This window comes from Amycolatopsis sp. 505, assembly GCF_031625235.1.
Classification (GTDB): domain Bacteria; phylum Actinomycetota; class Actinomycetes; order Mycobacteriales; family Pseudonocardiaceae; genus Amycolatopsis.
The window spans coordinates 368,224-379,007 of the sequence record NZ_JACKQP010000010.1; the positions used below are offsets into that span (position 1 = coordinate 368,224).

Here is a 10,784-nt window from a genome sequence, read left to right on the forward strand (position 1 = left end):
CGGGCGCATGACGACACTGGGGCCGCTGGGGGCCACCCACACCGCACTCGACACCGACACCGCCGTCGCCGTCGAGCTCGAAGAGCTGGGCTTCGACACGCTCTGGCTGGCCGGCGGGCAGGGCAACAACCTCCCGCGGATCGCCGAGGTGGTCCGCGGGACGTCGCGGATCAAGGTGGCGAGCGGGATCCTGTCGGTGGATCGGGTGCCTTCAAGCGAAGTGAGCGCCGCGTACGCGGACCTGCCCGCCGGCCGGTTCGTGGTCGGCCTGGGCGGGGCGCACGGCGCGCGTCCGCTGGCCACGCTCGGCGACTACCTCGACGAGATCGAGGACGTCGTGCCGCCGTCCGCGCGGATTCTGTCGGCGCTCGGGCCGCGGATGCTGGAGCTGGCGCGCGACCGCGCTTCGGGCGCGTACCCGTACCTGGTGACGACGGACTACGTCGCTTCGGCGCGGGAAATTCTGGGCGCGGACCGGCAGCTGGCGGTGCTGCTGAACGTGGTGGCGGAGACCGACGCGGCCCGGGTGCGCGAGATCGTGCGCGGCGGTTCACTGGGGTTCCTGGCCGGGATGCCGGGCTACGCGGCCAACTTCCGGCGGATGGGCTTCACCGACGCGGACATCGCGGACCTGTCGGACCGGCTGGTCGACGGCCTCACCGTGTGGGGCGGCTTCGACGCGGTGGCCGCGCGGCTGCGGGAGTACCGGGCCGCGGGCGCCGACCAGGTGGTCGTCCCGCTCGACGGTCTGCCGCGGGAGTGGTGGCCGGGACTGGTGGAGGCGGTCCGGTGACCGCACGGGCCCGCGGGCTCACGCACGTGCTCCCGGCGGAGGTCTCGCTGCACGACGCGCTCGCCGCCGTCGCCGATCCGGTGCGCCGCAGCATCGTGCGCGAGCTCGCGGCCGTGCCCGAGTGGACGAAGGCGTGCGGCACCTTCGACCTGCCGGTCGCGAAGGCGACGCTCAGCCACCACTTCGGGGTGCTGCGCGCGGCGGGCCTGATCGAACAGCGCGACGAAGGCCCGCGCCGGCTGAACCGCTTGCGGCGCCCCGAATTCGACGCCGCCTTCCCAGGACTGCTCGACCTGGTGCTCAGTCACCCCGGCCGGTGAAGGCCAGCGTGGTGCCCAGGCCGATCATGACGAGGCCGCCGGTGCCGCCGACCATTTCCAGGCGCTTCGGCGAGCGGGCGAACCACGCGCGGGCGGTGCCGGCGACCAGCGCCCACGCGCTGTCGGTGGCCAGCGCGATCGCGGGCAGGCACAGGCCGAGGACGAGCATCTGGGCCGGCACCGAACCGGCGGCGGGGTCGACGAACTGCGGCAGCAGCGCCGCCAGGAACACGATCGACTTCGGGTTGGCGAAGCCGACGACGAAGCCGTCGCGCAGCACGGTCAGCACGCGGCCCGGGGTGGCGCGCACCTTCGCGGCCATCGCGTCGGTCAGCTTCCGGCGGTGGCGCACGGCCTGGATCCCCAGGTACACCAGGTAGATCGCGCCGACGATCTTGATCGCGGTGAACACCGCCGCGGACGTCGTCACCAAGGCGCCGAGGCCGAACGCGACCGCGACGACCTGCGTGTAGACGCCCACGGAGTTGCCGGCGACGGTGAGGAGCGCGTCGCGCCGCCCGACGGTGAGCGCGCGGCTGATCGTGAACAGCACGCTCGGGCCGGGGACCACGACCATGAGGAACGTCAGCGCGGCGAAGGCCGCGAAGTGCGTACCGGAGACCATTTCCCGAGGCTATCGGCTGGTCACCGGCACGACCAGGCGGTTTTGTCGGTGCCGGGTGGTAGGAACAGCGGGTGCCTCCGAAGATCATCACCTCGCAGCGCCGGGCCCGCCTCGCCGTCCGGCACCACCTGGCCGCGCCCGCGGCCACGGTGACCGAAGCCGTCGCCGGGGTCGTGGCACTGCACGCCACCGACCCGGCGACCGTCCACCTGTCCGCGTCCGCCCGGCTCGCCGCGCCGGCGGTCTCGGCGGTGGAACAGGCGCTCTACGAAGAGCGTTCGCTGCTGCGGCTGCTCGGCATGCGCCGCACGGTGTTCGTCACGGACCTGGACACGGCGGCGCTGGTGCAGGCGGCCTGCTCGGCGGACATCGTCGTGAAGCAGCGGAAGCTGCTCGAACAGCACCTCGGGCAGCAGGGGCACCCGGAGAACGTGCCGGAGCCGGGCGCGTGGCTGAAGGACGTCGAGGCCTCGGTCGAGGCGGCGCTGCGGGCCCGCGGCTCGGCGACGGCGCAGCAGCTGAGCGAGGACGAGCCGAGGCTGCGCCAGCAGCTGCTGATGGCAGCGGGCAAGCCGTACGAAGCGATCGGCAACGTGACGAGCCGGGTGCTGTTCCTGCTGGCGGCGGGCGGCCGGATCGCGCGTGGGCGTCCCCGCGGCAGCTGGCTGAGCAGCCAGTACGTCTGGCACCCGCTGGACGAATGGGTGCCGGGAGGCTTGTCGCTGCGGGAGCCGGACGAAGCCCGGGCCGAGCTGGCCCGGCGCTGGCTGCGCGCGTACGGCCCGGCCCCGGTGTCCGACCTGAGGTGGTGGACGGGCTGGACGGCGGGCCAGACGAAGAAGGCGCTGGCGGCGGTGTCCCCGGCGGAAGTCGACCTCGACGGCGTGCCGGGGGTGGCGCTGGCGGACGACCTCGAGCCGGTGCCGCCGCCACCGCCGTGGGTGGCGTTCCTGCCGGCGCTGGACCCGACCCCGATGGGCTGGCAGGACCGCGACTGGTTCCTCGGCCCGCACCGCGCGGCCCTGTTCGACCGCAGCGGCAACATCGGCCCGACGGTGTGGGCTTCCGGGAAGGTGGTCGGCGGTTGGGCCCAGCGCGCCTCGGGGGAGGTGGTGTTCCGGCTGCTGGAGGACGTGGGCGAGGAAACCCGGGTGACGGTCGAGGCGGAGGCGGAGAAGTGCGCGAAGTGGTTCGGCGAGGTGCGCGCGGTGCCGCGGTTCCGCACGCCGCTGGAGCGGGAGCTGACGGCATGAGGGGCGCGTCGGCGGGGTGGTCACCCGACGGGGCGGCTCCGGCCGCGGGCGGTCCCTGGATCGGTCGAGTCATCGACCTCACGTGCCGTCCCGCGAGCCGCTGCCACACCCGCCGGAGTGCTCCTGGCGGCTGGATCGTTCAAGTGTCGGATCCCGGCCCACGGCGAACCCGCTCGCCGGTCACCCCGCACCCGGCATGATCAGCCGGAACCGGTCCCGGAGCGCAGGCCATGGGAGCCCACTGGTCCGCCGTGGTCCGCCCCCGGAACACCGGGCATGGCGGCTTCGCTTCTTAATCGATTCTTGACCCGTTCGCCAAGTGGTGGAAGTCTCGTCAGGGCAGTCAGGGACGCGCATGCCCGCACGCTAGGGTGGCCGCGAGCCCGCAAGTCACGGCCGGAGTGCCGGCCGATCCTCAGAGGAGTGGCAGCAGTGACCGTTCGCGTAGGTGTCAACGGCTTCGGCCGCATCGGCCGCAACTTCTTCCGCGCCGTGCAGGCCAGCGGCCAGGACATCGAGGTCGTCGCCTTCAACGACCTCGGCGACGTCGCCACCATGGCCCACCTGCTGAAGTACGACTCCATCCTGGGCCGGTTCCCGGGTGAGGTCAGCGTCAGCGACGAGGGCATCGTCGTCGACGGCAAGACCATCAAGGCCCTCGCCGAGCGCGACCCGGCCAACCTGCCCTGGGGCGAGCTGAACGTCGACGTCGTCCTCGAGTCGACCGGCTTCTTCACCAACGCCGACGCCGCCAAGGCGCACATCGCGGGTGGGGCCAAGAAGGTCATCATCTCCGCGCCCGCCAAGGGCGAGGACCTCACCATCGTGCTCGGCGTCAACGACGACAAGTACGACGGCTCGCAGGTCATCATCTCGAACGCGTCCTGCACCACCAACTGCCTCGGCCCGCTGGCCAAGGTCCTCAACGACGCCTTCGGCATCGAGCAGGGCCTGATGACCACGGTCCACGCCTACACCCAGGACCAGAACCTGCAGGACGCCCCGCACAAGGACCTGCGCCGCGCCCGCGCCGCCGCCCTGAGCGTCGTCCCGACCTCGACCGGTGCCGCGAAGGCCATCGGCCTCGTCCTGCCGGAGCTGCAGGGCAAGCTGGACGGCTACGCGCTGCGCGTCCCGGTCCCGACCGGCTCGGCCACCGACCTCACCGTGACGCTGTCCAAGGCCGCCACCGTCGAGGAGATCAACGCCGCCTACAAGGCCGCCGCCGAGGGCCCCCTCGCCGGCATCCTGCGCTACTCGGACGACCCGATCGTCTCGGCCGACATCGTCACCGACCCGGCGTCCTGCATCTACGACGCGCCGCTGACCAAGGTCATCGGCAACCAGGTCAAGGTCGTCGGCTGGTACGACAACGAGTGGGGCTACTCCAACCGCCTCGCCGACCTGGTCAAGCTCGTCGGTTCGAAGCTGTCCTGAAGCAGATGAGCGTCAAGAACCTCGACGACCTGCTGGGCGAGGGCGTTCAGGGCCGGTACGTGCTCGTGCGGTCCGACCTGAACGTCCCGCTCGACGGGGACCGCATCACCGACGACGGCCGGGTCCGCGCCGCGTTGCCGACGATCAAGAAGCTCGCCGACGCGGGCGCGAAGGTCGTCGTCACCGCGCACCTCGGCCGTCCGAAGGGCGAGCCGGACCCGAAGTACACGCTCGCGCCCGTCGCGAAGCGGCTGTCGGAGCTGCTCGGCGCCGAGGTCGCGCTGGCCGGTGACCTGGTCGGCGAGTCCGCGAAGGCGCTGACCGGCGGCCTGGCCGACGGCGGTGTCGTGCTGCTGGAGAACGTGCGCTTCGACGCGCGCGAGACCAGCAAGGACGCCGTGGACCGCTCCGAGCTGGCCGCCGAACTGGGCGCGCTCGTCCCGGGCGGCGCGTTCGTCTCCGACGGCTTCGGCGTCGTCCACCGCAAGCAGGCCTCGGTCTACGAGGTCGCGTCGGTACTGCCGGCGTACGCGGGTGGCCTGGTGCTGGCCGAGCTGGACGTGCTGAAGAAGCTCACCGACGACGTCCAGCGGCCGTACGTGGTCGTGCTCGGCGGCGCGAAGGTGTCCGACAAGCTCGGCGTCATCGCGAACCTGCTGACGAAGGTCGACAGGCTGATCGTCGGCGGCGGCATGGCGTACACCTTCCTTAAGGCCCAGGGCCACGAGGTCGGCCAGTCGCTGCTGCAGGCCGACCAGCTCGACCAGGTGAAGGGCTTCCTCGCCGAGGCCGAGAAGCGCGGTGTCGAACTGGTCCTGCCGGTGGACGTGCTGGCCGCGACGGAGTTCTCGGCCGACGCCGAAAACGAAGCCGTCGACGCCACCGCGATCCCGGCCGACCGCCAGGGTCTGGACATCGGCCCGCGCAGCCGCGAGCTGTTCGCGAGCAAGCTGGCCGACGCGCAGACGGTCTTCTGGAACGGCCCGATGGGCGTGTTCGAGTTCGAGGCGTTCTCGGGCGGCACCCGTGCGGTGGCCGAGGCGCTGGTGAAGAGCGACGCGTTCACCGTGGTCGGCGGCGGCGACTCGGCGGCCGCGGTGCGGCAGTTGGGCCTGCCCGAGGACGGCTTCTCGCACATCTCCACCGGCGGCGGCGCCTCGCTGGAGTACCTCGAGGGCAAGGAACTGCCGGGCGTCGTGGCACTGGAGGGATCGAACTAGTGGCACGCAAGCCGTTCATCGCCGGCAACTGGAAGATGAACCTGAACCACCTCGAAGCGATCGCGCTGGTGCAGAAGATCGCCTTCGCGCTGCCGGAGAAGTACTACGCGAAGGTCGACGTGGCGGTGCTGCCGCCGTTCACCGACATCCGCAGCGTGCAGACCCTGGTCGACGGCGACAAGCTGTCGCTGACCTACGGCGCGCAGGACGTCGCGCCGCAGGATTCGGGCGCCTACACCGGCGACATCTCGGGTCCGATGCTGGCCAAGCTGGGCTGCAAGTTCGTCACGGTCGGGCACTCGGAGCGGCGCGAATACCACGCCGAGTCCGACGAGCTGGTCAACAAGAAGGTCAAGGCCGCGCTCAAGCACGGCATCACGCCGATCCTCTGCATCGGGGAGAAGCTCGAGGTCCGCGAGGCCGGCGAGCACATCCACCACACCACGACGCAGCTGATCGAGGGCCTGAAGGGCCTCAAGGCCGAGCAGGTCAAAGACGTGGTGATCGCGTACGAGCCGGTCTGGGCGATCGGCACCGGCAAGGTCGCGTCGTCGTCGGACGCCGAAGAGGTCTGCAAGGCGATCCGGGCGACCCTCCAGGAGAAGTACGGCGACGAGGTCGCTTCGTCCGTCCGGGTGCTCTACGGGGGATCGGTCAAATCGGGCAATATCGGCGAACTGGTGGCCTGCGAGAACATCGACGGTGCCCTGGTCGGCGGAGCGAGTCTCGACGGCGAGGAGTTCACGAAACTCTGCGCACTCGCCGCGGGCGGGCCGCTGCCCTGATCGAGGCCACGACCGGGTAGCCTGTGTATCCGGTCCGTCACACAGCAGTGGACGAGTCCAGGGGTACGGTGGTGGTCGGAAACGACCATGCCGTACCCCTGCATTCTCCTAGAGCCCAGAGGATGACATGAAGCTGTTCCTGCAAATCCTGTTGATCGTCTCCAGCGTCCTGCTGGTGGTCGCCGTGCTGCTGCACCGTGGCCGGGGCGGTGGCCTGTCGTCGCTGTTCGGCGGTGGGATGCAGTCGAGCCTGGCCGGGTCGAGCGTGGCCGAGAAGAACCTCGACCGGATCACCCTGCTGCTGGGCGCGGTCTGGCTGATCAGCATCGTGGGCCTGGGTCTGCTGCTCAAGGTGTGAGGCGTCCGGCGTTCCGTCGTCGGCCGCGACCGGGTCGAGGCGGCGGGGCGCAGCGATTCGGCGTGCCTATTGGGGGGCGCGCCGCCGATTCCTAGGTGTGAGGATTCATGGTTGGCGGTAACGCGATTCGGGGCACCCGGGTGGGTGCCGGTCCTACGGGCGAATCGGAACGGGGAGAGTCGGCGCCGCGCCGCCGCATCTCCTACTGGTGTGCCAACGGGCACGAGGCTCGGCCGTCGTTCGCGCTCGACGCGGAAATCCCGGACGAGTGGGACTGCCCCCGCTGCGGGCTCCCCGGTGGGCAGGACGAGAAGAACCCGCCGGCCGCGCCGCGGACCGAGCCGTACAAGACCCACCTCGCGTACGTGAAGGAGCGGCGCAGCGACGCCGACGGCGAGGCCATCCTGGCGGAGGCGCTCGACCGCCTGCGCAAGCGCCGGGAAATCCTCTAGCGATTCTTGCTGGAAGCCACCCCGAGGGAAGCGGACCCCCTCGAGGTGGCTTTTCGCGCGCTCACCACGGCTCGCGGCGTGATGGAACAGCCGACACGCGTGATCAGGAGGTCGACACGCGTGATCAGAGGGTCGACACGACGCTGATCCCGTGTCGACCCTTCAATCACGCGTGCTGACTCCTCAATCACGCGTGTCGACCCTTCAAGCACGGGGCGAGCGTGGGCCGGAAGTGTCGGTGCTCGCCGGTAAGCTGGATACCGGGGGCCGGAGGTCAGCGGTCCAGGGGATACCGGGCTCGCACGCGGAAGCCGCCGTCTTCGGTTCCGGACGTCTCGAAGCTTCCGCCGAGCAAGCGGGCCCGCTCGGCCAGGCCCGTCAGGCCGTGGCCGCCCGAGGGGAGGCCCTCCGCCGGGCGGCTGGCCCGCTCGTTGCGGACCTCGATCTTGAGCGCACCGTGCTCACCCTGGATGCGGATCGTCGCCGTGGCGCCCGGGGCGTGCTTGTGGACGTTCGTCAAGCATTCCTGCACCGTCCGGTACGCCGCCGCCGACACCTGGTTGGGCAGCGCCTCCGGCAGGTGCTCCACCGACAGGTGCACCGGCACCTCCGACGTGCGGATCAGCCGGTCGAGGTCGTTGATGCCGGGGCGCGGGCCGTCGTCGTCCGGGCCCGCGCGCAACACGCTCAGCAGCGACCGCAGCTCCTCCAGCGTCCGCTTGGACAGCGTGCGGATGACCTGCGCCGTCTCCTGCGCGCGGTCGTCGGTGGTCTGGGCCTGGAGCGCGCCGGCCTGCATGGCGATCAGCGTGATCTGGTGGGAGACGACGTCGTGCATCTCGCGGGCCAGCCGGGCGCGCTCCTCGGCGCGGACGGCGTCGGCGTGGAAGCGGCGCTCGCGGTCGCGGCTCGTGGCCAGCTCGGCGAGCTTGTTCGAGACCTCGGTGCGCGCGCCGATCAGCAGGCCGATGGCGATCGGCATGCCGGCGACCAGGACACCGTAGATGCCGTCGAGGATGTGCTCGCGCCAGCTCAGCTCGGCGAAGTCTTCCAGCGGCCACTGCACGAACCGGCACGTCCACACCAGCGCCGCGCCGACCCAGACCTGCCAGTGCAGCTGACGGCGGGTGGCGAGCATGCCGAGCGTGATCATCGACGCCAGCTGCGCCCAGCCGGCCAGGAAGCCGGGGACCGCGACGAGCACGGCGAGAAACGGGAACTTCCGGCGGAACACCACCGCGAGGCACGCGGCGCCGGAGAGCCAGATCGAATAGGGCTGAGCCTTCTCGGGGATCACCAGCCAGACGTCGAGCACGGCCAGGATGACGGCCGCCGCCTCGATGGCGAACGTGACCACAGCGGGGCGGGGCACCGAGCCGAACAGGCTCAGCCCGCGCTTGCGCACCCGCTCGGCGGCCGATGGCCCCGAGCCGGCGATCGAGATGCCTGGAATCGAGAGTCCCTCTGTACTCATCGCTGGCGACCCCATTCGTCTTGTGGACTTGTTGGTGAGAGGCGCGCAGGGCCCGATCGGGACGCGCAGCGGCAGACAAATGTGCGGATGCTAACGAGGTCGCGTACGGAGACGGTTAGTTTCACCCGCGGTCGGCGTTCCGGCGTCCGGATTCCGTAATCCGCTGGGCCGTCCGGGGGATGGCGGGCGGTGGGTGCTACCCAGTGTGGGAGTGCTGTCTCCCAGCGTGTGCCAAGACGACCACATCGTGGGAAACATGTTACCCACGTGTGGTCGCTTTTGGCACCCAGATCTCAGGCGGCCATGGACCTCAGGTCGTCGCTGAGCAGGTCGTGCAGGCCGGACGCACAGGCCTTCGCCGTCTCGATCGACCGCGGCAGCATGCCGGCCTCGTACGCGCGGACGGCGTCCCCGATGCTCGGCGACGTCGCCAGCGCGGTCGCCAGCTCGGTGCCGTCCAGCAGGGCGAGGTTCGCGCCGACGCCGAGCGGCGGCATCAGGTGCGCGGCGTCGCCGAGCAGGGTGAGGCCGGGCGTGGTCGTCCAGGCGTGGGGAACCGGCAGGACGTGCAGCGGCCGGTGCGTGAACCCGCCGTCGTGGTCCCGCAGGTAGGCGAGCAGGTCCGGGTGCCAGCCGGCGTACCGCTCGAGCAGGTGGCCGCGCACCGCGTCCGTGGCGGCGAAGTCGAGGCCAGTGGCCCAGTCCTCGGGTGCGTAGAAGACGGCGTAGCAGCGGATGTGGCCGTTGCTGTTGCGTTGCGCGACGAGCGCCTTGCCGCCGGCCTTCGTCATCATCGTTCCCTGGCCGGTCCGCGCGGCCAGGGCCGGGTGGCGGCGGTCGGCGTCGTCGAAGCCGAACTCGACGAACGTGACGCCGCTGTACTGCGGCCGGACGCCGGTGAGGGCACGCCGGACGCGGGACCAGGCGCCGTCCGCGCCGACGACCAGGTCGAACTCCTCGGACGTGCCGTCGGCGAAGGTCAGCCGGGCGGCCTCGGTGACGTCGGCGACCGGTCGTCCCCAGCGGACGGTGCCGGGGGAGAGGGAGTCCAGCAGGATGCCGCGGAGCTGGCCGCGGTCGATTTCGGGCCGGGTGTCGCCGTCGGGGGTCTCGTCCATGACGACCTCGCCGGTGTGCGGGTCGACGCCGCGCATCTGCTGGCCCTCGGGCCGGGCCAATGTACGAAACGGTTCGTCCAGCTGTGCGGTGCGGAGCGCGACTTGGCCGGTGTCGGCGTGCATGTCGAGCGTCCCGCCCTGCGGCCGCGCGCCGGCGGCGGGTTCCTGTTCGAAGACGGTGACGTCGAGGCCGTGGAGCTGCAGGACACGGGCGCAGGCGAGCCCGCCCAGGCCGGCGCCGGCGATCGCGATACGAGGAAAGGTCATGTCACTACGAAAGCAGAGTCACTCAAAAAGTGCAATGACTAAACTTTTGAAGTGAGTTAGACTTTGCCGCATGACCGAAGTGATCGGACGCCGCGAGCGCAAGAAGGCCCAGACCCGCAAGGCCCTCGCCGACGCCGCGCTCGCGCTGTTCCTCGAGCACGGGTACGAGAAGGTCGGGGTGAAGGAAGTCGCGGACGCCGCGGACGTCTCGGTGACGACGTTGTTCAAGTACTTTCCCAGCAAGGAAGCCCTGGTGTTCGACCAGGACGAGGACATCGAGGCGGCGCTGGTCCTGGCGGTCCACGGACGGCCGCCGGGTCACTCGATCGTGGACGCGCTGCGCAAGCACATCCTGCGCCTGGCCGAAAGCGCCCCGAGCGGGGAGTTCCTGCGGTTGATCGAAAGCGAGCCGGCCCTGCGCGACTACGCCCGGCGGATGTGGATGCGCCACGAGACGGCGCTGGCCCGCGCGATCGCGCAGGAGATGGGCGCGCCCGAGGACGACGTCACGTGGGCGGCCCTGGCCCGGTTCGCGCTGGCGTCCCGCGAGCTGATCCAGGCGCACGAGCACCCCAGCTGGGCGGCGGAGCAGATCTTCGCCAGCCTGCAGCGCGGCTGGCGCACGGAGTAAAGCGCGGCCGCCGGGGATCAGCCGAACCCGCGAACGAGTGAAGGCCCCCTG

General features: G+C 71.0%; 12 protein-coding genes. 9 read left to right on the top strand and 3 right to left on the bottom strand.

The genetic code is table 11. The annotated features are described in order from the left end of the window. Positions 1–7: 7 nt before the first annotated feature. Positions 8–793 (top strand): TIGR03620 family F420-dependent LLM class oxidoreductase, encoded by a 786-nt coding sequence (locus tag H5965_RS35090; protein ID WP_310975120.1) that lies wholly within the window; start codon positions 8–10, stop codon positions 791–793. Continuing rightward, complete coding sequence (locus tag H5965_RS35095) at positions 790–1,113, top strand: helix-turn-helix domain-containing protein (protein ID WP_310975122.1); 324 nt, start codon at positions 790–792, stop codon at positions 1,111–1,113. The genes H5965_RS35090 and H5965_RS35095 overlap by 4 nt, the downstream gene beginning before the upstream one ends. Here H5965_RS35095 and H5965_RS35100 read toward each other — a convergent pair. Beyond that, positions 1,094–1,738: a LysE family translocator gene (locus H5965_RS35100; protein ID WP_310975124.1), complete on the bottom strand. Its 645-nt coding sequence runs from the start codon at positions 1,736–1,738 to the stop codon at positions 1,094–1,096. The genes H5965_RS35095 and H5965_RS35100 overlap by 20 nt on opposite strands. A 71-nt stretch (positions 1,739–1,809) precedes the next feature. Between H5965_RS35100 and H5965_RS35105 the strand changes: the two genes are divergently transcribed. From H5965_RS35105 to H5965_RS35130, 6 genes are all read left to right on the top strand, one after another. Further along, a complete protein-coding gene (locus H5965_RS35105; protein WP_310975125.1) occupies positions 1,810–2,991 on the top strand; it encodes a winged helix DNA-binding domain-containing protein in 1,182 nt (393 codons plus the stop codon). A gap of 432 nt (positions 2,992–3,423) precedes the next feature. Further along, entirely contained in the window at positions 3,424–4,428 is a 1,005-nt protein-coding gene (gene gap / locus H5965_RS35110) for a type I glyceraldehyde-3-phosphate dehydrogenase (protein ID WP_091308527.1), read from the top strand. 5 nt (positions 4,429–4,433) lie between these two features. Further along, the gene (locus H5965_RS35115) at positions 4,434–5,648 is read left to right on the top strand and encodes a phosphoglycerate kinase (RefSeq protein ID WP_310975127.1); all 1,215 of its coding nucleotides are present in this window, start codon (positions 4,434–4,436) and stop codon (positions 5,646–5,648) included. Next, positions 5,648–6,433, top strand: coding sequence for a triose-phosphate isomerase (gene tpiA, locus H5965_RS35120; RefSeq protein ID WP_310975128.1), 786 nt, complete (start codon positions 5,648–5,650; stop codon positions 6,431–6,433). The genes H5965_RS35115 and tpiA overlap by 1 nt, the downstream gene beginning before the upstream one ends. A gap of 127 nt (positions 6,434–6,560) precedes the next feature. After that, positions 6,561–6,791, top strand: coding sequence for a preprotein translocase subunit SecG (gene secG / locus H5965_RS35125; protein WP_003071471.1), 231 nt, complete (start codon positions 6,561–6,563; stop codon positions 6,789–6,791). Between the two features lie 107 nt (positions 6,792–6,898). After that, the gene (locus H5965_RS35130; protein ID WP_043788280.1) at positions 6,899–7,243 is read left to right on the top strand and encodes an RNA polymerase-binding protein RbpA; all 345 of its coding nucleotides are present in this window, start codon (positions 6,899–6,901) and stop codon (positions 7,241–7,243) included. A gap of 274 nt (positions 7,244–7,517) precedes the next feature. On the opposite strand, the gene H5965_RS35135 is transcribed toward H5965_RS35130, so the two are convergent. After that, positions 7,518–8,717 carry a histidine kinase gene (locus H5965_RS35135; protein ID WP_310975132.1) on the bottom strand — a complete coding sequence of 400 codons (1,200 nt, stop codon included), beginning with the start codon at positions 8,715–8,717 and terminating at the stop codon, positions 7,518–7,520. Positions 8,718–9,010: 293 nt separating this feature from the next. Continuing rightward, positions 9,011–10,102, bottom strand: a complete 1,092-nt coding sequence (locus H5965_RS35140; RefSeq protein WP_310975134.1) for an NAD(P)/FAD-dependent oxidoreductase — start codon at positions 10,100–10,102, stop codon at positions 9,011–9,013. Positions 10,103–10,172: 70 nt separating this feature from the next. Between H5965_RS35140 and H5965_RS35145 the strand changes: the two genes are divergently transcribed. Next, positions 10,173–10,733 carry a TetR family transcriptional regulator gene (locus tag H5965_RS35145; protein WP_310975136.1) on the top strand — a complete coding sequence of 187 codons (561 nt, stop codon included), beginning with the start codon at positions 10,173–10,175 and terminating at the stop codon, positions 10,731–10,733. Positions 10,734–10,784 lie beyond the last annotated feature (51 nt).

Excerpts from the sequence above, each read along its gene's own strand:
- secG (WP_003071471.1), top strand. The coding sequence starts at position 6,561 with ATGAAGCTGTTCCTGCAAATCCTGTTGATCGTCTCCAGCGTCCTGCTG.
- H5965_RS35135 (WP_310975132.1), bottom strand. The coding sequence starts at position 8,717 with ATGAGTACAGAGGGACTCTCGATTCCAGGCATCTCGATCGCCGGCTCG.
- H5965_RS35130 (WP_043788280.1), top strand. The coding sequence starts at position 6,899 with ATGGTTGGCGGTAACGCGATTCGGGGCACCCGGGTGGGTGCCGGTCCT.
- H5965_RS35145 (WP_310975136.1), top strand. The coding sequence starts at position 10,173 with ATGACCGAAGTGATCGGACGCCGCGAGCGCAAGAAGGCCCAGACCCGC.
- H5965_RS35140 (WP_310975134.1), bottom strand. The coding sequence starts at position 10,102 with ATGACCTTTCCTCGTATCGCGATCGCCGGCGCCGGCCTGGGCGGGCTC.
- H5965_RS35115 (WP_310975127.1), top strand. The coding sequence starts at position 4,434 with ATGAGCGTCAAGAACCTCGACGACCTGCTGGGCGAGGGCGTTCAGGGC.
- H5965_RS35090 (WP_310975120.1), top strand. The coding sequence starts at position 8 with ATGACGACACTGGGGCCGCTGGGGGCCACCCACACCGCACTCGACACC.
- H5965_RS35100 (WP_310975124.1), bottom strand. The coding sequence starts at position 1,738 with ATGGTCTCCGGTACGCACTTCGCGGCCTTCGCCGCGCTGACGTTCCTC.